Annotated in this window: 21 protein-coding genes; 16 read left to right on the plus strand and 5 right to left on the minus strand. The window is 51.8% G+C overall.

Annotation, left to right across the window (positions count from 1 at the left end; translation table 11 throughout):
- The first annotated feature begins 11 nt into the window (after positions 1–11).
- Positions 12–410, plus strand: a complete 399-nt coding sequence (locus tag NQF64_RS06755; protein ID WP_099026921.1) for a hypothetical protein — start codon at positions 12–14, stop codon at positions 408–410.
- 113 nt (positions 411–523) lie between these two features.
- A complete protein-coding gene (gene fliP / locus NQF64_RS06760; RefSeq protein WP_266107011.1) occupies positions 524–1,306 on the plus strand; it encodes a flagellar type III secretion system pore protein FliP in 783 nt (260 codons plus the stop codon).
- Positions 1,307–1,321: 15 nt separating this feature from the next.
- Here the strand turns inward: fliP and NQF64_RS06765 are convergent, their stop codons facing one another.
- The gene (locus NQF64_RS06765) at positions 1,322–2,110 is read right to left on the minus strand and encodes a hypothetical protein (protein WP_099026920.1); all 789 of its coding nucleotides are present in this window, start codon (positions 2,108–2,110) and stop codon (positions 1,322–1,324) included.
- A gap of 50 nt (positions 2,111–2,160) precedes the next feature.
- Entirely contained in the window at positions 2,161–4,383 is a 2,223-nt protein-coding gene (gene flhA, locus NQF64_RS06770) for a flagellar biosynthesis protein FlhA (protein WP_266106895.1), read from the minus strand.
- 152 nt (positions 4,384–4,535) lie between these two features.
- Between flhA and NQF64_RS06775 the strand changes: the two genes are divergently transcribed.
- Both NQF64_RS06775 and NQF64_RS06780 read left to right on the plus strand, forming a co-directional pair.
- Complete coding sequence (locus tag NQF64_RS06775; RefSeq protein ID WP_143813648.1) at positions 4,536–6,218, plus strand: tetratricopeptide repeat protein; 1,683 nt, start codon at positions 4,536–4,538, stop codon at positions 6,216–6,218.
- Positions 6,219–6,221: 3 nt separating this feature from the next.
- Complete coding sequence (locus tag NQF64_RS06780; RefSeq protein ID WP_266106896.1) at positions 6,222–7,139, plus strand: glycosyltransferase family 2 protein; 918 nt, start codon at positions 6,222–6,224, stop codon at positions 7,137–7,139.
- Between the two features lie 13 nt (positions 7,140–7,152).
- Here NQF64_RS06780 and NQF64_RS06785 read toward each other — a convergent pair whose 3' ends face one another.
- The gene (locus NQF64_RS06785; RefSeq protein ID WP_266106897.1) at positions 7,153–8,073 is read right to left on the minus strand and encodes a lysozyme family protein; all 921 of its coding nucleotides are present in this window, start codon (positions 8,071–8,073) and stop codon (positions 7,153–7,155) included.
- A gap of 318 nt (positions 8,074–8,391) precedes the next feature.
- Here NQF64_RS06785 and NQF64_RS06790 point away from each other — a divergent pair, with 318 nt between their 5' ends.
- The 3 genes from NQF64_RS06790 to NQF64_RS06800 are packed head-to-tail and all read left to right on the plus strand — an operon-like array spanning position 8,392 to position 10,358.
- A complete protein-coding gene (locus NQF64_RS06790) occupies positions 8,392–9,492 on the plus strand; it encodes a flagellar basal body P-ring protein FlgI (protein WP_099026916.1) in 1,101 nt (366 codons plus the stop codon).
- 18 nt (positions 9,493–9,510) lie between these two features.
- Positions 9,511–9,882 carry a rod-binding protein gene (locus tag NQF64_RS06795; protein WP_099026915.1) on the plus strand — a complete coding sequence of 124 codons (372 nt, stop codon included), beginning with the start codon at positions 9,511–9,513 and terminating at the stop codon, positions 9,880–9,882.
- The gene (locus NQF64_RS06800) at positions 9,879–10,358 is read left to right on the plus strand and encodes a hypothetical protein (RefSeq protein WP_266106898.1); all 480 of its coding nucleotides are present in this window, start codon (positions 9,879–9,881) and stop codon (positions 10,356–10,358) included. Before NQF64_RS06795 ends, NQF64_RS06800 begins: the two co-directional genes overlap by 4 nt.
- A gap of 11 nt (positions 10,359–10,369) precedes the next feature.
- Here the strand turns inward: NQF64_RS06800 and NQF64_RS06805 are convergent, their stop codons facing one another.
- The gene (locus NQF64_RS06805; RefSeq protein ID WP_099026913.1) at positions 10,370–10,864 is read right to left on the minus strand and encodes a hypothetical protein; all 495 of its coding nucleotides are present in this window, start codon (positions 10,862–10,864) and stop codon (positions 10,370–10,372) included.
- A 13-nt stretch (positions 10,865–10,877) separates the two neighbouring features.
- On the minus strand, positions 10,878–11,603 hold the full coding sequence (locus NQF64_RS06810) for a glycosyltransferase family 25 protein (protein ID WP_266106899.1): 726 nt from the start codon (positions 11,601–11,603) through the stop codon (positions 10,878–10,880).
- Positions 11,604–11,809: 206 nt separating this feature from the next.
- Here NQF64_RS06810 and NQF64_RS06815 point away from each other — a divergent pair, with 206 nt between their 5' ends.
- The 9 genes from NQF64_RS06815 (at position 11,810) to NQF64_RS06855 (ending at position 21,043) form a co-directional block, all read left to right on the plus strand.
- Positions 11,810–12,643 carry a DUF1217 domain-containing protein gene (locus tag NQF64_RS06815; RefSeq protein WP_099026911.1) on the plus strand — a complete coding sequence of 278 codons (834 nt, stop codon included), beginning with the start codon at positions 11,810–11,812 and terminating at the stop codon, positions 12,641–12,643.
- Positions 12,643–14,139, plus strand: a complete 1,497-nt coding sequence (fliI, locus tag NQF64_RS06820) for a flagellar protein export ATPase FliI (protein WP_266106900.1) — start codon at positions 12,643–12,645, stop codon at positions 14,137–14,139. The genes NQF64_RS06815 and fliI overlap by 1 nt, the downstream gene beginning before the upstream one ends.
- Positions 14,140–14,150: 11 nt before the next feature.
- Positions 14,151–14,591 carry a flagellar FliJ family protein gene (locus tag NQF64_RS06825; RefSeq protein WP_180794224.1) on the plus strand — a complete coding sequence of 147 codons (441 nt, stop codon included), beginning with the start codon at positions 14,151–14,153 and terminating at the stop codon, positions 14,589–14,591.
- Positions 14,592–14,789: 198 nt separating this feature from the next.
- Positions 14,790–15,557, plus strand: coding sequence for a hypothetical protein (locus tag NQF64_RS06830; RefSeq protein WP_266106901.1), 768 nt, complete (start codon positions 14,790–14,792; stop codon positions 15,555–15,557).
- 39 nt (positions 15,558–15,596) lie between these two features.
- Positions 15,597–16,796: a flagellar motor protein MotB gene (locus tag NQF64_RS06835; protein ID WP_266106902.1), complete on the plus strand. Its 1,200-nt coding sequence runs from the start codon at positions 15,597–15,599 to the stop codon at positions 16,794–16,796.
- Positions 16,797–16,847: 51 nt separating this feature from the next.
- The gene (gene motA, locus NQF64_RS06840; RefSeq protein ID WP_099026907.1) at positions 16,848–17,708 is read left to right on the plus strand and encodes a flagellar motor stator protein MotA; all 861 of its coding nucleotides are present in this window, start codon (positions 16,848–16,850) and stop codon (positions 17,706–17,708) included.
- Positions 17,708–19,834, plus strand: a complete 2,127-nt coding sequence (locus tag NQF64_RS06845) for a hypothetical protein (protein ID WP_266106903.1) — start codon at positions 17,708–17,710, stop codon at positions 19,832–19,834. Before motA ends, NQF64_RS06845 begins: the two co-directional genes overlap by 1 nt.
- Before the next feature lie 27 nt (positions 19,835–19,861).
- Positions 19,862–20,584 carry a flagellar hook assembly protein FlgD gene (locus NQF64_RS06850; RefSeq protein WP_266106904.1) on the plus strand — a complete coding sequence of 241 codons (723 nt, stop codon included), beginning with the start codon at positions 19,862–19,864 and terminating at the stop codon, positions 20,582–20,584.
- A gap of 84 nt (positions 20,585–20,668) precedes the next feature.
- Positions 20,669–21,043: a flagellar biosynthesis regulator FlaF gene (locus NQF64_RS06855; protein ID WP_257875147.1), complete on the plus strand. Its 375-nt coding sequence runs from the start codon at positions 20,669–20,671 to the stop codon at positions 21,041–21,043.

The raw sequence follows: 21,043 nt of genomic DNA on the forward strand, positions 1-21,043 counted from the left end.
TGCGTCCTGCTATGGCACAAGCATCAGTTAGTGGGGGGCATGGTTCTGGGGCGATGATGCAGGCTGTTATGGGGTTTCACATGAATCCCATATTGGCATTGGTGCTTGTTGTGGGGCTTATCTTCATAACGCCATGGTTCTTACGCCGTATGCGCCACCGTATGCCTCGCTTATTGCAGGTAACTGAGGCGGCCCCGGAGCGTGCCTTAAAAGTACAAGATGCCGTACCTTTGGGAGCAAAACGGACGCTTTTTTCTGTCGCTGTAAAAGGCCCGGAAGGGCAGCAGGCCACAGCGGTGATTCTTACAGGTGGCCCAACAGACCTCTGTATTGGCTGGTTAGGCGATGGCCCAACCCAGCCTTTAAAAGACGTAGTTCCCCTTAAAGAGAGCCCATCAGAGAGAACATAATGGCAAGGGATGAGAGGCATAAGCGTATGAGCCAGAGTGATAAAGGTCGCTTTGCCATGATGAAGGCTGCCAAGAAGCATAAGCCGATAAAACGGAGCGTGATATGTGGCATCATGGCTTTGTGTGGCGTGGTGATAGGTGGCGTGTTGTTATGTGTGGCAGCGCATCCAGCTTTTGCACAATCCATTACTTTCGATATGGGTAAAGGCGGCGGCATTGGCGAGGCGGGGACGACAAGCCGCCTTGTCCAGCTTACGGCGATTGTGGGGTTTCTCTCCCTCGCACCGAGTTTGCTTGTGATGATGACGGCTTTTACGCGGATTATTATTACGCTGTCGCTTTTACGTAGTGCCATTGGTGCGCAGGGGACACCGCCTAATATGGTGCTGATTGCGCTGGCCCTCATTCTCTCCTTTTTTGTGATGCAACCCACATTGGAACGCTCTTGGGAGCAAGGGATAGAGCCGCTGATGGATGGTCGCGTTGATGAAATTGCAGGCTTGCAAGCGGCGGCAGAGCCGTTCCGCGATTTTATGATCCGCAACGCGCGGCCTAATGATGTGGCTATTTTCTATCATCTCGCTGGTGTTAAGCCAGAGGCAACGCCGGTGGAGGGGAAAGGTGGTACCCATACCACCACAGTGCGGCCGCCTTGGCGGGTGATTGTCCCAGCCTTTATGGTAGGGGAGCTAAGCCGTGGTTTTGAGATGGGCTTTTTGCTCTATTTGCCCTTCTTGGTGATAGACCTTGTGACATCTAGTGTGTTGATGAGCTTGGGGATGATGATGCTTCCCCCGCCGACCATCTCTTTGCCGTTTAAATTGATTTTCTTTGTATTGGTGGATGGCTTCCAGATGGTCTCTGGTGGTTTGGTCCGTAGTTTTGGTGGGGGGTAACGCCCCCCTTTTATATCACCCCGGTAAGACGAGCAGCCTACGGGCAAGGATAGCCGGGGTGAGTTGTGTAAAGCCCTCATTGATAGAGCCAGAATAACTCCCATAGGTTAAAGATAAACCACAAGCCGCCGCGGTAATGATGCTACCAATACGCCCGGCTTGCTCCATACGGCTGGCAATGAGTGAATCCGCCCCACAATGATGGAAGGCCGCAGCAATATCAGTGCTTTCTTCTGGGTCCATCCCCGCTGGGACGACTAATGAGAGGCGTGCTTTTGTACGGTCTATCACCTCACGCATTTCCGTCATGGCTGTGGGGGAATAGACACAAAGCCCCGGTAAATCTACCAGAATGATGCGGTCTTGGCCGTCAATTTCCTCTGGGTCCATGCCGCCATAGGCTTTGACCAACTCTAGGTCACAACCACGTAGAATCGAAGCAAGCTTGATGTAACTACCAGGGGTGCTATCGCAGGCTAAAACGAGAGGCTGGCGGAGTTTACCTTTTGATTGCCGCGCTTGGCGGGCATAGCGTGCGGCTAATTTAGCAAGGGTGAGTGATTTGCCAGAGCCAGATGCCCCGCCCAACGCCATTGGGATGCCAGGTTTTAAAGGCAGTGGGGCAAAATGAATGACACGCTCTAACCCTTCAGCAAGGCTGCTACCGGCCATCGCGGTGATAAGCTCTTGGGGGATGGAATGCCAAGCGAGAATCTCTGGGACACTTAGCGCATTAGAGGGGAGAACAACATCGCCCGTCTCTACTGGCTGTGTGGTGTGCTGATCGGTTGAAGAACGAGTCATGAGCGTGATCCAGTTAAAGGAGGGGATGGCCTATAAGGGTATCAGTAAGGTTAGCTCACTGTTGCAACAGTACGGATGCGGGTACGGGGGTAGATTTCCGCTTGCGCCATAACAGCCACTGAGGGACGGATACGGTCCACAATCATTCGGACAGAATCACGTGTTGCAGAGGTGGTTACGATGACGGGCATCTCTCCCAAAGTCGCCGTTTGGTCGAAGGTTTGGCGTAGAGCAGTGACAAAGCGGTCTAGCATGGCAGGTGGCATGGCTAAGGTGCGGTCATCGCCTTTGCCAACAGTGTTATTGAGGATGTTATTCTCCCAATCTGGGGAGAGTGTAATCATAGAGATGCAGCCTGAAGGCCCAACATAGCTATTGCAGATTTGCCGGGAGAGGCGAATACGGACATGGGCTGTGAGGGCCTTAATGCCTTTTGCAGCGAGAGCGTGGCCTTCTTGAATGCTTTCCAAAATTGTGGGCAAGTCACGGATGGAGATGCGCTCTTGCAACAAGGATTGCAGGACCCGTTGTACAGTGCTGAGTGAGACTTGCGAGGGGATGAGGTCATTGACCAGTTTTTGCTCCTCTGCGGGGAGGTCATCCAGCAAGGCTTGCGTAGCGGTATAGGTGAGCAAATCGCCTAGATTTTGGCTTATGGATTCGGTGAGATGGGTGATGATGACCGTCACCGGGTCCACAACTGTATAGCCTTGGTCTGTTGCTTGTTTTTTTAAATTTGGGTCAATCCATATCGCGGGGAGATGAAAAGATGGCTCGGTGGTTTTTTCACCGGGTAATGTTGGTTGGCCGTCTTTATGGGTAGGGCAGATCGCCAATAGGTGATTAGGCCGTACTTCCCCCGAGGCAATATCAATCTCTTTTAGCTTAATGACGTAGCGATCCGTTGGCAGTTGGATATTATCTTGGATGCGGACTGAAGGGGTAATAAACCCCATATCCGTTGCCATTTTGCGCCGTAATGCTTTGATTTGTCGCGTAATTTGGGCGTCATCTCCGCTGGCAAGGGGGAGCAAGCCAAAGCCAATCTCCAACCGTAAAAGGTCGATTTTGAGGAGTTCGGTAATGGGTTGTGTGGTGGGGGCTGCTGGTTGGGTCAGGTCAGGCTCGTCCTCATTACGTTTGGGCGTTTTATAGCGGACCCATGCCCCAACCCCTGCCGCGATAGAAATCATGAGGAAGGGAAAGGCAGGCAGGCCCGGCATGAGCGCAAAAACAGCGGAGAGTGTTGCTGCAATCGCCAGAGGTTTTGCATTGCCGCCTAATTGACGGAACAAGGTGACATCGGCAGAGCCATCCGTCCCGCCTTTGGTGACGACAATACCCGCAGCAAGGGAGACAAGCAAAGCTGGGATTTGAGAGACTAACCCATCACCAATCGTGAGGGTGGTGAAGGTCTGCGCTGCTTCGCTGATGGGCATATTATGACGCAGCACACCAATGGTCAGCCCTCCTAGAATATTGATGGCGGTGATGAGAATCCCCGCAATCGCATCATTGCGGACGAATTTGGCCGCGCCATCCATAGCCCCGTAAAAGGAGCTCTCTTCTTCCAACTCTTTTCTTTTGCCACGCGCAACGCGCTCATTAATAGCTCCGGAGGCTAAGTCGGCATCAATGGCCATTTGTTTACCGGGCATGGCATCGAGGAAGAAGCGGGCAGAAACTTCCGCAATACGGCCCGACCCTTTGGTAATGACCATAAAATTGACAACGAGCAGGATGCAGAAAACAATCCCGCCAATCACCACATCATTACCCATGAGGAAGCCGCCGAAGGAGGCCACAACATGGCCTGCGGCATAGGCCCCTTCATTGCCATGGCTAAGGATAAGCCGTGTCGTTGCGACCTCTAAGGAGAGGCGGAACATGGTGGTGAGCAGCAAGAGGGTGGGGAAGGATGTAAAATCCAAAGGTCGCTCTAAAAACAACGCCACCATCAGGATGAGGACAGAAGATGTAATGGAGAGCGATAAGCCGAGGTCGAGAATCATCGTCGGTAAGGGGACGATGAGGATAGAGATGAGCAAAATCACCCCTAAAGCGAGCAGAATATCCGTCCCCGGTAGGCGTGCTGTTAGGGAGGAAGCTGGCCCTCCTGTTTTAAATAATATGAAGGGATTACGCAGTAAGGTTGCTAATTGCCCGCCCAAACCACGTGATACTCCGCCACTCTGAGAGGCACTCTTAGCGGATGTATCAGCAGCGAGTGTCTGCGAGGGTTGGGAAGGAGGAGAGGAAGTGGGCATTGTCATCCTGGCTGACTATACGACGATGAACGATCCCCCGAAGGGGGTAGAAAACTCTTTTAAAGGCCTTTTTGAGTTAAATCTTGTTCTTGTTATAGGATAGCCATTAAGGCCTTACACGGCAAGTTCAATTATGGCATGATTATGGTCTAGGAATCATGTTTAATAAGGCTGGATGTGTCATAGACCATGCAGGGAGGGATGTTATGGCGATGGTGGAACAAAGCAATGTGGCTGATGGTGCATCGCCTATGCAGCAGGGAGCTAATAAGGAAGGTTTAACACCAGAGGCTCTTACCGTATGTTGTCAACAGCTTTGTGCTTGCGGGCAAGAGGAGCAAGCGGTTAGCCTTGCATTACAGGCTGCACAAGCGAGCAGCGATGTGCCTTTATTGTTAGCAGCGGGGCTATTTTTTACACATCACACAGCACGGCATGAGGTTGCTGTGGCAATCTTCCGTAAAGCGTTGCTGCTTATGCCGCCAGGCGATGGGGCTGTGGCATCATTGCGGGGGGAATTGAAATTATGTCTTGCAGGGGCTTTGATGGCCGCAGGAGCGCGTGAGGAATCCATAAGTCTTTTTATGGAGATTGCTCAACATCACCCCGAACATCGCTTATTTGCGGGGGAGCATATTTCAATGGGGTTGTTAGAGGCAGGTCTGCCGGATCAGGCTGAACGTGTCCTAGCAGCATGGTTAAAGGACGGTACGCCTTCCGCAGCGCTTTATAATAATATGGGTTGTGCCTTAGAGCGTTTGAACCGTTCGCGCGAGGCCATGGTATATTATCAAAAAGGGATTGATCTTGCCTCCCGTGATGAGGCTGTATCATTTGGCTATTCTATGGCTTTGTTGAAGGCTGGTGAATATGAGGAAGGCTTTGCCCGTTATGTGCGGCGTGTGCCGCGTATTCCTAACCTTTCATGCTGGTTTTATAAAGACTTACCACGTTTAACGAAGGATGTACCCTTAGCGGGTAAGCGTATTCTTTTTTATCAAGAGCAGGGTTTGGGGGATACGGTTCAGTTTATTCGGTTTTTGCCAGAGATTGCCCGTCAAGCGGGGCATATTACCATAGCCTCCCTGCCTCCTTTGGCACGTTTGTTGGCCGAGACTTACCCAATGGTTGAGGTGTGCCTCGTTTCGGACATTTTAAAGACGCCAGAACGAGCCAAAGAGTATGATTTCTCCTGCCCTATTCCTGACCTACCTTATCTATGTGACCTCAAATCTCCTGCGGAGTTGCCACCCTTTAAGCCTTATCTTGCTGTACCGCCAGAGCGGCGGGCACATTTTGCACAGATTGTAGAGAACGCTATTGCCCAATATAGGGGTGCGCAGGGGCAAGAGGCTACGCAGCGGCGTTTGCGTATAGGCTTAGTATGGGCAGGCGAAGCGCGGACGAGCGCGCAAGATGTGGCTTCTGATAAGCGGCGGTCGAGCAGCTTTGCAGAGATGATGGCGGCTTTTGGCACCGTTGAGGCAGATTTTTTCAGCTTACAATATGGTCCGCGCCGTGGTGAGCTTGTGGGGGTAGAGACGCCTCAACCTGTTTATGACGTGATGGATGAAGTGCAGGATATGGCTGATACGGTAGCGTTGATGGAGGCTCTGGACCTTGTGATTTCTGTCGATACTGCACCGTTGCATCTGGCAGGGGCGTTAGGACGAGAGGTCTGGCTTGTGAGCCGTTGGGATGCGTGTTGGCGTTGGGGTGATGAAGGGGAACGGACCCCATGGTACCCGACAATGCGTATTTTCCGTGCTCAAGAACTATCCTTTGTTCCTGTTCTACAAGAGGTGGGCATGGCTTTGCATCAACGTGTTGCGGAGGGATGAGCGATGTCTGCTTATAAAGTGGCTGTTGTCGTTAGGACAAAAAACCGCCCGTTATTTTTACAGCGTGCCTTAGAGGGGTTGCAGAGGCAGAGTTTTCAGGATTTCCGTATTCATCTCATCAATGATGGAGGAGACCCTGCGGCAGTGCGCGATTGCGTTGCAGCGCAGGGCTCATGGTGGGGGGAGCGGCTCTCTTGTGTGGATCTGCCTTATTCTGTGGGGCGTGGTAAAGCCTTGGCTTTAGCCTTTGCAGCTTCTGATGAGCCTTATATTCTTATTCATGATGATGACGATACGTTAGAGCCAGCGTTTTTAGAGGAGACAGTAGCGTATTTAGAGCGTGATCAAGCCCGGTTTTTTGCTGGTGTGGTAACGAGCAATTACGATGTGTATGAGCATGTGGAGGGTGAACATATCGTCGTTGATAATAAGACGGACCAATATGGTAAAAGGTGCGGCTCTATTGTGGATTACAGTTTGTATCTTTCGTATCTTTCTGTTGTGATGCCGATAGCTTTCCTCTTCCGTCGGACCGCTTTGGCGGAAGCGGGTGGAGTAGATGCGGAGCTAAATTACGTTGAGGACCATGACCTGTTTATACGGATTATGTTGGCAGGGGAAATTGGCATTATTCAAGAAAGTTTATGTTCTTACCATCATCGTCAAGAGGTCGGTAACGCGAGTGATGCGAGCCGATATGAGGTCGCGTATGATTATGTTCTTGCTTATAAAAATGAGACGATACGCAAGGCCATACGAGGTGGAAGCCGTTTTAAAGAGATGCAAGCTTATGTAATGCAGAGCAGCCATCAAGAGCGTTTTTTGTTAGGGCAGTTGTCGCAGCAAGTGGCCCAATTACAAGAGGGTTTTGGAAGCCTTACTCAGCTTTTAGGGGAGGTATTGGGCCGTTTAGGGCGTTGAGAAAATAGTTAGTTTAGTAAGCGGGAATATAAGGCATAGCCGCCGTGCTATGGACAGCCATCGCCCGATAAGCGGCTAGATTGCGCCCATTTTGGGAGGTTTTAAGCCTTTGATGGGGCGGTGGCGGCATTGTCGGGCGGAAAAGCCCTCGGAAAGGCCGGAAGGGGCGATGTGTGTTTAGGTTATTAGCAGGTGCTGGGTTTGTCGTCTCGGTTGTTTGAGGTGCCATCGCCTGGGGTGGATGGGCGTGGCGTTGGGCGAGGAAGGCATTTGCCCCGGTCCCTGCATGATTAATGCCACTTCCTACAGGCATATCCCCAGCTTGGCGAATGATGAAAGGGCGATACGGGGCGGTAGCGGGTTTAGGCGCTATGGGCGGTTTTGGTCCCATATGTGGCATACTATGTGGTGCGGGGCTGATATTGGGGGCGGGGTCACCTTGGGGGATGGCCCATTGCTGGAGGACATGCTCAAGATAAGGTGTGCCATTGCTGGCAATCTGGGAGTGATATGCTGCTACAGCCCGTGGCCAACTGCCTGTTTGATCGCGCATTCTTTGGAGGAACATGCCCGCATAACGGGCATTATTATAGGGGTCGAAGGCAATCTCTAAGGAAGGGAAAGCCGTAGGGTGATGGAGGAGATTAACCTGCATGCACCCGACATCAATAGAGGTTATCCCTTGTTGTTGAAAGGCTTTCACCGCGGCGATGGCTTCCTCCCGGCTGGCGTAAAAATGCCCGCTCCCTGCTGCGTTAATGCTCCATGGCCAGGGGAGGAGTGCCCCCTTATTATCGGGGCGGCCTGTTTCAACACGGCTGATGGCCGAGAGGAACCCATCTGGTAAACGTAATGCACGTTCGACCTGTGCTGTAGCATCGCTGCATAAACGGGATTGGCTGCGATCAATGGGAGGGTAGATGCTTTGTGCCATGAGGCTGGGGCAGGGACTTAGCCCTAACAGAAAGGCGCAGATATAACGGAACTGTAAGGGAATAAACATCATAGCCAGCCGCATAAACAATGGCGGAATGGTCTCTCACCACCCGCTGGATGAAACGATCCTCTCTTATGTCTTTATATAAAGAAAATTATAGGGCATTTTAAGGCTTATAATCCAATATTTTCCTTGTATATTCTTTCTGCAAGGTTAGATTAGGGGTGTAGGAGACTATGCCTGATGTTTTTGAAAAGCCGTTGCGGGGGGCTGTCCCAGTGGACATGGAGACGCTGGCCTATCCGTCGCTATGCTATGATGATTGCTATAGGGAGTGTGTTGTTCGGTTCATGTTGGGACCGTACGGCGCATGCTTCTGTTGTACGCATTAAGGATATTGTGGATTATGAAGGCGTACGCGACAACCAACTTGTCGGGTATGGTCTTGTTGCCGGTCTTAATGGCACGGGCGACCGCCTGACCAATACGCTGTTTACGCGTGAGACGTTGATTGGCATGCTCAACCGCCTTGGCGTGAATATCCGCGACAAAGCCATCCAGTTACAGACACATAACACGGCTGCGGTGATGGTCACGGCAACATTGCCCCCCTTTGCTCATGGTGGTAGCCGGATTGACGTAACAGTCTCTGCCGTGGGGGATGCCCAAAGCCTGACAGGCGGGACGTTGATTGTAACGCCTCTACAAGCGGCTGATGGTGAGGTTTATGCTGTTGCGCAAGGCTCTTTGGTGACAAATGCCTTTACCGCACAAGGCCCCGGTGCAACGGCAACGCGTAACGTCCCAACAAGTGGTCATATCGCTAATGGTGCGGTTGTGGAGCGTGAAGTACCCGTTCTTTTAGGGGCGGGTGGTATTATCCATTTAGCGTTGAAGAACTCCAACTACACGACTGCGGTGCGAATTGCGGATGTCATTAACCGCCATATGGGGCGCGGAACGGCCAGAGTGGATGACCCACGGACCGTTGCAGTGAATCTCGCAGGGCGGAATGTGTCAGAAGCGTTGTATGAGATTGGGGATTTAACCGTCACACCTGACACAATGGCGAAAGTGATTGTCGATGAGGCTGCCGGTACGATTGTGATTGGTGAGAATGTCCGCATCACGACTGTTGCTATCGCACAAGGTAACCTCACCGTGCAGGTGACGAACACGCCAGAGGTTGTCCAACCCAATGCCTTTGGTGGGGGGCAGACAGCTGTTGTGCCACGAACACAGATTAACGCGACAACAGACCGTGAGCATAAGATGGGGATTCTCTCTGATGGGCCGTCTTTATCCAATTTGGTGACGGGGCTTAATGCCCTTGGTGTTGGCCCGCGCGATATGATTAGCATCCTACAGGCAATTAAGGCTGATGGAGCTTTGCAGGCCGAGCTTGAGGTCCGCTAAGGAGAAGGGACGCATTATATGGATGTTTCATCAACAATGGCGGCGCGCTTTGCTGTTACAGCTCATACAGCTAAAGCGCAGCCCTCTCCGGCTGGTTCATCCGCTATGGAGGATAAGACGCGTAAAACCGCCCAGGATTTCGAGGCGATGGCTCTTGGTGAGATGTTACAGCCGATGTTCGATACGGTGGATAATTCTGCCGCACCTTTTGGTGGTGGTAATGCAGAGAAGCAATTTCGCTCTATGCAAGTGTTGGAGCTCGGCAAGGAAGTTGCCCGAAGTGGTGGGGTTGGGATTGCTCATCAAGTCTATGGTCGGATGAAAGAGATGCAGGAAAAAGCGGCTCATTCTCCCCAGGTAGGGCATAGTATGAAGGGGCGTAAAGGATGAAGAGGCTAAGGCTTGGTCAAGCCCTTCGTAAAGTTGCAGGGCATTTCTCAGGGCGCGACCTTACGGCAAAAGAGACATTTTCTTTCACGGCTCTCATTCGTGCTTTTACCGAGGCAACGGAAATTATGGTGAAGGAAAATCGCCTGCTGGAAGCGGAGAATGTGACAGAAGCAACGGCTTTACTGCCAGAGAAAACCGCACGGATCGAAAAATTGTCCACTCTGGTAGAGCAAGCGCGGCGAGCGGGGGTAGGGGCTGAGAATTTGCCGGCGAGCTTCCGGCAAGTGCAGAGTCGATTTGCGGATATTGCAGCCCAAAATCGTACCCTTCTCCAACGGGCTGTAGTGACGCAAGAGGCGGTAATGCAGTTTTTGATAGAGAGTGCAATGGAAGAAAGCCGCCATGGCTATGGGCGGACAGGAGAGGCCGGGGCGGATACATCCCGCGCGACCATCTCCCTTAATAACCGCGTTTAATAGATTACCCTTTACCAGTAATCACCAATCATATGACGGGGTTGGTTGCTATCAGGGTCCGCAGCGGGGCTCCAGATGGTCCAATCCCACGGTGTTGTATCGCGGTGATTTTCTGCCGTCATGGCAGTGATAAGCTCCTGTGAGGGAGTGAGATGAGCGTGCTTTTTGTGGCTCATTGTTTGTTTGATATGGGCCTGAAGAGCCCCATAAGCTTGTTCATCCCCCATATAGACACAACCACAGGCTAGAGGGTCTGCATACAGGTAGATTCGTTGGCCATCAGGGGCCATACGGTAGGTGATGCTGCCATCGGGGAGGCTATTCATCAGCCCATAGCGGGCTGTTGTATTAGCGGGGTGTGCGACAAAGCCTGCCTGACTGAGGAGCTGCCCTTGGGCAAGATAGGGTGCGGCAGGCCGCACACAGCCCCCTAAAGAGGCAAGGCCGAACAAGGCAGCACTGCCAAGCATCGTGGTAAGGAGAGAGCGGAACGCGCGGTGTGTCATTATATTCACTTTCTTAAGCGCGGTTGAGGCTTTGGGCGGTTAGGTTATCGGTCAGAACAAGGGGGGGCACACAGCAATAAGCCTTCATCTCCGCGTAATGGCGGTTCATAAGATGGTCGATGCTGCTGCTAATGAGTGTCCTATTGCCTAAGGAGGGGTAGTTGATGGGGAGGGACGCCATAGGGAGGCAGCGTTTCATGAGCGATACAGCCCCACGAGGAGAGAGGGCATAACCGCAAATGCCGAAGGTTTGTTTGAGCCGGAAGGGAAGTGTTTCTACCTGCTGGAAGCGGAAGCCTTCAATCCCACGGCGTACATCATCTTGATTAAACTGGGCAAAGCAATCCGTCTGGCCGGGGAGAACCTCATAATGTAGTGGGGCATCGGAGTTCTGCCCCCAGAGGATAATCTCCCAATCTTCAGGGAGTTTTTGGATGATCTCTTGGCTTTTGGAGGCAAAGTTTTTGCAGAGGAAGGCATCATCCTCAAAGATATGGGCAGGCTCTTGGCTTTGAGCGATGGTCCCCCAAAGGGCAATATGTGTAAGGCCAGAACCTACCGCCCCAGCGGTAAATTGGCAGTCGGCGGTAAGCATTCCAGCTTCGACAATATCCGGTCGGTTGATCTGTTGGCCATCAATGCCCGGTGCGTGGATGATGTCGGGCATATGGCTATTGACCCGGCGGAAGCGTTCTAGCCGCTCTGGGGTGCGAGCAAGGCTAATAACATAATGTTTCATGAAGGCCCTTTAAAAGATTATAAGGTTATTCCATGGATTATATAAAAGCTATGATATGATTGCAGAAAAAATTAGACATATTGAGCTGAAAAACAGCAAGGTGAAGTCTTTTGTTAAACATCTCTGTTTTATGTTGGCCTTTCTAAGAGAGTATGTAGCCTTTCTAGAGGCTCGCCCATTATGTGTTTGATGGAGGAAGGTGGCAGATGGGACTTAGCGGTATTTCCCCTGTGGCTCAGTTTCTAACAGCCCGTAAGGATGAAGTTCAGGCAGCAGCCAATAACATTAAGGGCGATAACGAAGCCAAACGCATGGTGGCGGACTTCCAACAAAAGGCATCCTCCATCACTACGACTGATGCGCTGATGAAGAATTACTCCGTCAACCAAGTGGTATTGGGGGCGTATAACCTAAGCTCTTTAAGTGGGCAGCAAGCAGTAGAACGAAAATTATTAACGCAAGACCCTACATCCTCCTCCTCTCTCGCACGTACATCGCAGAATGCGAGCTGGCTGGCCTTTGCTGATGCGTTCGCTAGCTTAGGAGCGGGGAAAGGAACGGCAGAAGCAACACCGTTTACCTCGGATTTGATCGCCTCGACGGTGAGCTCATATGAGCAACGCCGTTACGAGACGAGTGATGCGCTTAAGCAAAATGGCGTGGGGGATGCACTGTATTTCACCCGGCGGATGCAATCCGGGCAGGTGAAAACGCTTAATGATTTGATGTCCGATTCCACATTATTGCGGGTGGTTGAGGTTGTAAGCGGGTATGATCCTGACCAGTTCGGTGCGTTGGATTTTGACCAGCAACAACGTATTTTGGGTAAGAAGGTTGATATGAGTACCTTCTCCAAGCCTGATAGTGTGCAGCGTTATGCGGAGCAATATTTGGCGCAGATCCAAATGCATCCTAATTATAATAGCGATGATAAGCCTGCCAGCATGATTGACCTTTTTGGTGGTGATGATGGTGGCGATGGGATCCTAGCCCTCTTTGGGGGGAGTGATAGCGGGTCATCTAGCTCTGGGTTGTTTTAATGGCGGTTACTCTGGCTAAGCCGGATATTGCGGCACGATGTCAGGCTGTACGCGCAAAGAGTGAAGCGTTAGCAACGCCGCTGGCGAGCCAGGAAGGGATTATTCATACTCTGCCCGACTTGCTTCGCCCTGCAGCGGCTGGGGTGCCTTTAGGGGAGCTTGCTGGGCGGGTTGTGGATGTGTCTGGCCTATGTGTGACCGTAGCCGGGCTGGCGGCCTTTACCGCTGTGGGAGATCATATCCGGATTCGTACCCTTGATGGGCGCGATATTCTTGCCGAGATTATTGCCTTTCGTCAGAAGCAAGCTTTAGCGATGAGCTATGAAGCGATTGAGGGGATTGGCGCTGGCTGTCCTGTCTTTTTTGCTTTGTACGGCAAGGGGCAACGCCAGCAGGCTCCTTCGGCGGGTTTGGCGGTTAATGAGTCTTGGATTGGGCGTGTGGTGGACCCAATGGGCACGCCCCTTGATGGTAAAGGTGCGCTTTTACCTTCCAGCCATCGGCAGAAGCGGCGTGCTATTCCTCCTAATGCGGCAGAGCGTGCCCGTTTAGGGCCGCGGATTGACCTTGGCATTAAGGCGATGAATCTGTTCACAACATGCCGGGAGGGGCAACGTCTAGGCTTGTTTGCAGGCTCTGGCGTAGGGAAATCCACCCTGATGGGGATGCTAGCGCGGGAGACTGCGTGTGATGTCGCGGTGATCTCCCTCGTAGGGGAGCGCGGGCGTGAGGTACGCGAGTTTTTAGAGGATGACCTTGGCCCGGAAGGTTTAGCAAAGTCTGTTTTGGTCATTGCAACCTCAGATAGCTCGGCCTTAATGCGGCGTGAGGCGGCGTATAGTGCGATGGCTGTAGCGGAGTATTTTCGCGACCAAGGCAAGTCCGTTTTATTCTTGATGGATAGCGTGACGCGTTTTTGCCAAGCCTTGCGAGAGATTGGCCTTTCCGCCGGGGAAGTCCCCGCAACGCGGGGTTATCCGCCGAGTGTGTTTGCGACCTTGCCGCGGCTGTTAGAGCGGGCAGGACCTGGAACACCGCAGGGTGAACGAGACGCTGGGCAGATGACGGCTATATTCTCCGTTTTAGTGGAAGGTGATGACCAAAACGAGCCTGTGGCTGATACAGTGCGTGGGATTTTGGATGGCCATATTGTTTTAGAACGCGCAATTGCGGAGTCGGGGCGTTATCCCGCGATGAATATACTACGCTCTCTCTCGCGTGCGGTGCCGGGCTGTAATAGTGAGCAAGAAAATGCGTTAACAACGCAGGCACGGCGTATCTTAGCGCAATGGGAGGATGTGCGCGATCTTGTTCGCTTAGGGGCTTATAAACCAGGAAATGACGTTGAGACGGACCAAGCTGTACAGATTGGTCCGCAATTGGAGCGGTTTTTAACGCAGAAAAAGACAGAGCGTGTGTCCCTAGAGGAATCTTTTGCGGGGTTAGCGGGGATTCTACTAGCGGAGGAGAGTTATGATGAGGAGAGAGCGTTATAAAACCAGCGCGTGTGAAGGCTCTTACAGCCTTAGCTAAAGTGCAGAAGCGCGATACTGATGCCGCGCGAACATGGCTTGCAGCTTGTCTTGCTGAAGAAAAACAATATGAGGCCAAAATCGCGGCCTTAAAAAAGCAGATGGAGGAAAACCGCGCCCTTGTGACGACCATGCGTGAAGATGTCGCACAAGACCCTGCTTTATGGAATGGCTATCGCCATTGGCTGCCCCTTGCCCAGGATGAGTTAGAAAAACTGGGTGAAGCTTTGCAGCAAGCGGAGCGTGAGAGTGAACACGCACGCGCTGTTGTCATGGCACGAGTCCGTGAGGAAGAAGGGACCAAAACAGTGTTGCACCGCCAACAGCAAGCTCAGCTTCAAGAGGCGGAACGCCAAGAGCAAGCCGTGATAGATGAGCAAGCCCAATATCGCGCTATAGTGCGTTGGGACATATGACCAAAATATTAATTTATTATGACTAAAATTCTACAGGGCGCATAATGAGATTTTAAAAGAATCTATTTTTAGCCTTATACAAGGAATATATATAATAAAATACCTTGAGGAGACGAGGTTAGAATTGTAAAAAACAAGGCATAATAAGGCTATGTCATGTCCTAACTAATCATGGCGAGTTACAGAAGGATCACGATAATGCAGACGGGGAATACACCTTCAGGGAAGATTATGCTCGCAACACCCTGTTTTGGTGGCATGGTGACAACGGGCTATATGCTCTCTGTTATTGGCTATGCCTCAAGCGGGCAGAGCATCCCCATGACGGTTATGCATGTTGGTGACGATGCCATGATTACGCGGGCACGCAACACGCTGTTATCGAACTTCTATTTCCGCTCCGATTGCACGCATCTTTTGTTTGTGGATGCGGATATTAGCTTCCCTGCTAATGCGCCAACACGTCTTTTTGAGGCGGGGAAGGATGTTATTGCAGGGTTGTATCCGCTGCGGGATCGTTTTTGGGATGATCAAACAAAACATAACATTCTTGCTGGGGAGCGGCAGCAGACAGCTTCACTGCGTTATGTCGGTGAGACTGCAGCAATGCATGAAACCTACGAGCATGGCCCGCTCTTAAAAACCGCTTATGCTGGTACGGGTTTTATGATGATTAGCCGTCATGCGGTAAGTCGTATGCTCAAAGCTTATCCAGAGTTGGAATATAAACGCATTGATGCTCCCGCAGGTGAGGATGGCCGGCGTTTTGCCCTTTTTGAAGGAAGCATTGATGCTGAAACCGGCACGTATCTCAGTGAGGATTATACCTTCTGTAAACGTTGGCGGGAGATTGGCGGTGAGGTGTGGGTTGATACCGCTATTGAGCTAACACATACGGGGGCAGCCTCCTTCTCCGGTGTGCCGTCTGTTCGTGTGGGGATTGCGCATAATAGAAGGCCTGTGTGATGGGTGGTGATATTCAGCTAACTTCATGGTGGGTGTGTCATGGCTGAAGGCAAGAACACGCCAACCATTATCATTAAAAAAGAAGAGATTGTCGGTGGTGGTCATCATGGCGGCGCTTGGAAGGTTGCCTATGCTGACTTCATGACGGCGATGATGGCCTTCTTTTTGTTAATGTGGTTGTTGAATATCACGACAGATGAGCAGAAGCGCGGAATCGCTTTATTCTTTAACCCGATGGCCGATAGAACAGGCTTGGCTACGTCTAATCAAGCGTTGTTAGAGACATCACCTCTTGCAGCCCCCTCATCATTGCGGACGGTGCAGAATTCTGATCAAGAGCCACCGCCAAAGCCTGATGCGCTGGAGAGTGATCCAGAAGAGCATGCGCATGATGGTCAAGGCGATGGTAAAGGGCATGATGGTAAGGGTCAGGAAGGTATTTTGACCAATAATGGTGTCAGCATCCTTCCACCGGGGGAAGATACACATCCTGATGAAGATGACAGTAATACAGGCCGGCCTGAGATTATTCCCCTAGGGGGGCCAAAAACAGGGGCTGCGGAGAATATTGGTCAAATAGGCCAAGGTAATGCTGCTGATGTAGGGAGCGCTGGCACAGGGGTCGCAGCAAGTGCGGCCGCAGATGGTGCCTCCCCAGCGATGCAGGAAGATGATCACCTACGCCATATGGTAGAGGGGTTAAAAACAAACCTTGCGCGTGATTCTGGTCTTAATGAGCTTAAAGCTAATCTTGGCTTTAAGATGGGGACAGATGAAATCCGTATTGAGGTGCAGGATACAGCGCATAAACCCATGTTTGATAATGGGGCTGTTGCGCCAAATAAGGATGGTCAGGCTTTATTAGAGCAGGTAGCCGCATGGCTTGGGACATTGCCAGAGGATGTTTCTATCATCGGGGAGACAGATGGCGTGCCCTATCATTTAAAGCAGATCAATACACAAGGTTTGTCGAATTGGACCTTATCGGAAATGAGGGCAGACCGCGTGCGGGAGTTGCTCGTACGGTCTGGTTATCCAGATAGGCGAATTAGGAGTGTGGAGGGGAGAGCTGATCGTAGTTTGGCAAACCCTGCCCATCCTGAAGCCCCAGAAAATAGACGTATTGTCTTGTTGATCCACCGCCTTCATCCGCTGCCAGCGTCCTTTGCAGAAGGTGAGGCAGGCCATGCGCCGCCTTCTCCGACGCAGGCTCCAGCACAGGGAGCAGCAGGGCGATGACTTTGTATCACTATCGAGCAGACCAAACAAAGCTAAGGGAGAACGGGTAAGATGCTATATATAGGTGGGCTGATTTTTGCACTCTTATGCGTGTTTGGCTCTTTTGCGGCCTCAGGGGGGGCTTTGGCTCCTTTGCTGGCTTCTATGCCTTTTGAGCTTTTGACGATCCTTGGTGCGGCCATTGGTGTGTTCATTATGAGCAACAGTATGGCGGCGATGAAGTCTGTTTTTGGTTATTTGATGCTCGTCATTAAAGGACCACGTTATGGCAGGCAGAATTATCTGGACCTTCTGGCTTTGCTCTATCGTTTGTTAAAGCAGGCGAATATGAAAGGTATTGCCTCTCTGGAAAATGACTTTGAAAGCCCAGAGGAAAGCAGCATCTTTGCTACGGCACCGTCAATTAAAGCAGATGAAAAAACGTGTGATTTGATTTGCGATTATTTGCGGCTGATTAGTATGAACCTCGATGAAAGCCATCAACTTGATGAAATTATGGGCAGGGAGTTGAAGAAAAACCTGCATGAGGACCTCCATATTGCTGAGTCCTTTACCTCTATTTCTGATGCCTTGCCGGCTTTGGGGATTGTGGCAGCGGTGTTGGGGGTGGTGAAAACAATGGCGGCGATTAGTAAGCCCCCTGCCGTTTTGGGGGAGATGATTGCTGGGGCCTTGGTTGGGACCTTCCTTGGTGTGTTGTTGGCTTATGGTGTGGTCAGCCCTCTGGCATCACGGATGCAATCAGTCGTGAAAATGGATAATCATTATTACGATATTATCCGCACGGTGTTAGTGGCCTTTGTACAAGGCCAGCCGCCACAAGTCTGCATTGAGATTGGCCGGAAGGCCATCCCTGAAGAACTCATGCCCGGCTTTGCAGAAGTCGATACTATGCTGACAGAGTTGGTATAATGTCTCTTCCTTCCCTCACTATTATGGATTTAGCCGATACAGGGCGGGCCTCTGCGACAGTGCGGGGGGGCTCATCTACTGTTGCGCCGAAAGCGGCTTTGCCACAGGCAGGCATGACGAAGGCAAGCCCGCGTGGGGCATCGGCTGTGGCAGGGCGTAAGCAATTTGCTGCGATGTTGTCCGGTCATGATCAACATGATCAAAAGGCGCAGGATACAACACAAGAGCCGGTCCATAATTCCACAGAGGACGGGCAGCGCAACGCGCAAGATGCTCAAAGCCAGCAACAAGATCAAGGGGGTGCGGGGCATACGGCACAATCTACGTCTGCCCCGGTGCAAGGGCAGGCTCAAGCGAAGCAGGGGCAGAAAGACGGCGCGGCACAAGGGGTTGTGCAGACCCGTGAGGCCAGCGGTGAGAAGATATTAGAGGCTGAGACATTGCCTGCCAGTGCTGAGCAGATAGCACCTCATGCTGTAATGAACACTGTTGATGCTCAGGAGGATGAGCAGAAAACTGAGCGTGAACAGCCTCACGATGATGCGTCGTCCTCAACACATATTGTCTCTGAACTTCAGGCGGCGTTGTCTTTTATATCGTTGATGCCAACAACACAGCCAGCGCAGGCACCAACGGCGGGGACATCGTCTGCGTCCCAGCAAATGGATGAGGTGATGGGGACGGCTTCGTCCATGTCCGCAACACCAACCTTTAGTGCATCTACAGCTGTCATGGGGGGGAGTGAAACTCATTCTCTTACGCAAGCTGTAACACAGACGCTCTCTAGCTTAGCATCTATGCCTATAGGGCAGGAGCAGACGCTTGCGTCTCGTATGGCTGCTCCTATGGGGCAGAGCATGGGGCCTGCTTTGCAAGCTTTGGCTGAGATGGCCGTCACAAAGCAGCAGCCCGTTGCTTCAGCCACGGCGCAGCCTACGAGTCATGCAACGCAAATAACGGGAACAGCTTTTGCGCAGGCGATCACGGCGAGCACCGTTGCTAATGCCCCGCATGAAGGCGGACAGGCCCTCATAGCTTCATTGACGTCTTTACAAGGTGAGCCATCGTCTCATGCAATGCACTCCTCTGCTACAGTGCAGTCTATAGGGCAAGGCATGGATGCCTCTGTAAAGGCGATGAGCTTCCAACCTACCATAGCTGCGGCTGCGGCACCTTCTGTCATAAAGCCGCAGACGGCATCATTTGTTGGTACACAGAGTGATGCACAACCGCAGGGAGCATCTGATAGTCTGTTTAGCCTCCTTGTAAAGGGAGCCTCTCAGACGGGGGGGCAGTCTTTATCATCGGGAGGAGAGCAAGGCGGAGCAGCGAATGATCATGCTGCATCAGGCCATGCCTCGCAAACGGACTTAGCTCTTTCCACTCGGGAGGATGAAACGGGCCAGAGTGGTTTGAATGTGGAGAGTCCGTCCTTTTTAGGGCTTGTCTCGTCCAATACCGGGGCGAGTACGACACAACCTACAGGAGCAGAGACGTCCACAGGTAATAATCTCTCACAGCACCAAACGCAGCAGGGAAGTGACGAGGCAAAAGTTGCGCTTATGCCCCGTGATATCTCCACATTGAACGTGCTGCCGTCTCGTTCTCAAAACGGGCAAGCGGGGACGTTGAATATGACGGTTATGACATCGGATAATATGCCCGTGCATGTTCAGCTAAACCGCTCGGTGGAAGGGCTTTCTTCCCTCGCGTTGCAAGGTCAAGATGATGGCACGACAGATGCGTTGCAAAAAACGCATCATATCCTTGCCCGTCAGCTTGATGATGCTGGGCTACATGCCGGGATGATGAAGATTGATATTCTTCCTACTGAGGCGGGCCAAGGTGCGCATGGGGGAGAGCAGAACATGCCCCAGCAGCAAAGCCCTAACCAAGGCCAGCATCAGGGGCAAAATCAGCAGGGTCAAGCGACGTTCCAACAGGCGGGTGGCTTTTTGGCAGGTGGTGATGGCGGGGCAAGCCATCATCAAACGGCACAGCAGCCCAAGACGGCTATGCGCCTTGGGCAAGGTGAGACGTCACAGCAAGATGACACATTTTATAACCCTACCGGGACGGCAGGGGGCGCATCTGGTGGGATGGGCCGGCTGAATATTTCAGTCTAATCAGTTTTAGAGTGGAGGGAAAACGTCATGGTTAGCGCAACGTCTAATAATCTTTTAGCCTTGCAACAAGCAGCGGATAGTGCTGCTCGTAGTGGAGCATCCTCTTTGTCCGGAGCGGGGCAGAGTGGGAGCTCTAGCACCAATACGGCCGGGGCTTTTGCCTCTATGGCCAAGAATGAGAATAACTTTCTCACATTGCTGACAACACAGCTTAAACATCAGGACCCTAGCAGCCCGATGAATACCGAGAATATGGCCTCTCAGTTGGCTCAATTCTCCGCCGTGGAGCAGCAGGTCCAGACGAATAACAACCTTAACACGCTTATCTCCCTTAATGAGACAGGGCAGCTTACGCAGGATAAAGGCCTTGTGGGTCGTCAGGTGAGTGTATCTGGCTCTACCTTGCCGTTGCAATCTGGCTCGGGGAGCTTGTCCTTTAAAGCAGGTGCTGGCCAAGTGGTTGGGATTTCCATTGCGAATGCTGCGGGGCAGGTGGTACGTCATGCTGTTATGCAAGCAAATAGTGGCCAAACGTCCTGGAGTTGGGATGGTAAGGATGATAACGGCACGAGCTTGAGCGATGGGGCTTATAGCGTTGCCGTTAAGACAGTTGATAGCCGCGGTAATACGGCTGACGTTCCCTTCACAGTAAAAGGCACGGTCACAGCAGTGAAGAAAGGTAGCTCTGGGATGAATGTCATGATGGGGGATGCAGAGGTCCCGATGACTGATATTCAAGCAGCGAGCTAATGTGATTAAGTGATGGGATTATGGGGGGCTTTTCCTATGAGGAGAAGCCCCTTTGTTAGATGAAGGGGAGGCAGTTGCTAGTCTATGTATCAACATAATGCCATGAATGCTTATCGTAGTGCTGTTAGTCAGTCTCTCTCTGATAGGGAAGCTGATGCAGAATGTTTTCGCCGTTTGATAGCTGTATTAGAGAGTGTTGCTTATGAGGGCGATGTTGTTAAACGCAACCAGGCTATCGCAAAGAATCAACGGCTTTGGTCATTGATCCAACGGGCTAATGCTGTGGAAGCAGGGATGGTGGAGACAGAGGATAGGTTGCTTTTTGCTCGGATGGCTGACCAAGCGCAGCGATATGGTATTCGGGCGATGTTGGACCCCACATTGAGCCTTGCCCCTCTTATCGAAGCGGCCTCTAATGTGTTGGAAGGCTTAAGTTCTTTTGCTGAGGAAGAAGGCTAA

Source organism: Bombella saccharophila (assembly GCF_026385475.1).
GTDB lineage: Bacteria > Pseudomonadota > Alphaproteobacteria > Acetobacterales > Acetobacteraceae > Bombella > Bombella saccharophila.

Bases quoted from the DNA above. Each gene is read 5' to 3' on its own strand.
- NQF64_RS06755 (WP_099026921.1), top strand. From the start codon at position 12: ATGGCACAAGCATCAGTTAGTGGGGGGCATGGTTCTGGGGCGATGATG.
- NQF64_RS06815 (WP_099026911.1), top strand. From the start codon at position 11,810: ATGGGACTTAGCGGTATTTCCCCTGTGGCTCAGTTTCTAACAGCCCGT.
- motA (WP_099026907.1), top strand. From the start codon at position 16,848: ATGCTATATATAGGTGGGCTGATTTTTGCACTCTTATGCGTGTTTGGC.
- NQF64_RS06795 (WP_099026915.1), top strand. From the start codon at position 9,511: ATGGATGTTTCATCAACAATGGCGGCGCGCTTTGCTGTTACAGCTCAT.
- NQF64_RS06810 (WP_266106899.1), bottom strand. From the start codon at position 11,603: ATGAAACATTATGTTATTAGCCTTGCTCGCACCCCAGAGCGGCTAGAA.
- NQF64_RS06845 (WP_266106903.1), top strand. From the start codon at position 17,708: ATGTCTCTTCCTTCCCTCACTATTATGGATTTAGCCGATACAGGGCGG.
- NQF64_RS06765 (WP_099026920.1), bottom strand. From the start codon at position 2,110: ATGACTCGTTCTTCAACCGATCAGCACACCACACAGCCAGTAGAGACG.
- fliP (WP_266107011.1), top strand. From the start codon at position 524: ATGGCTTTGTGTGGCGTGGTGATAGGTGGCGTGTTGTTATGTGTGGCA.
- NQF64_RS06855 (WP_257875147.1), top strand. From the start codon at position 20,669: ATGTATCAACATAATGCCATGAATGCTTATCGTAGTGCTGTTAGTCAG.
- NQF64_RS06775 (WP_143813648.1), top strand. From the start codon at position 4,536: ATGTTTAATAAGGCTGGATGTGTCATAGACCATGCAGGGAGGGATGTT.
- NQF64_RS06790 (WP_099026916.1), top strand. From the start codon at position 8,392: ATGATGATTGCTATAGGGAGTGTGTTGTTCGGTTCATGTTGGGACCGT.
- NQF64_RS06850 (WP_266106904.1), top strand. From the start codon at position 19,862: ATGGTTAGCGCAACGTCTAATAATCTTTTAGCCTTGCAACAAGCAGCG.
- NQF64_RS06785 (WP_266106897.1), bottom strand. From the start codon at position 8,073: ATGGCACAAAGCATCTACCCTCCCATTGATCGCAGCCAATCCCGTTTA.
- fliI (WP_266106900.1), top strand. From the start codon at position 12,643: ATGGCGGTTACTCTGGCTAAGCCGGATATTGCGGCACGATGTCAGGCT.
- NQF64_RS06835 (WP_266106902.1), top strand. From the start codon at position 15,597: ATGGCTGAAGGCAAGAACACGCCAACCATTATCATTAAAAAAGAAGAG.
- NQF64_RS06805 (WP_099026913.1), bottom strand. From the start codon at position 10,864: ATGACACACCGCGCGTTCCGCTCTCTCCTTACCACGATGCTTGGCAGT.
- NQF64_RS06780 (WP_266106896.1), top strand. From the start codon at position 6,222: ATGTCTGCTTATAAAGTGGCTGTTGTCGTTAGGACAAAAAACCGCCCG.
- NQF64_RS06830 (WP_266106901.1), top strand. From the start codon at position 14,790: ATGCAGACGGGGAATACACCTTCAGGGAAGATTATGCTCGCAACACCC.
- NQF64_RS06800 (WP_266106898.1), top strand. From the start codon at position 9,879: ATGAAGAGGCTAAGGCTTGGTCAAGCCCTTCGTAAAGTTGCAGGGCAT.
- flhA (WP_266106895.1), bottom strand. From the start codon at position 4,383: ATGACAATGCCCACTTCCTCTCCTCCTTCCCAACCCTCGCAGACACTC.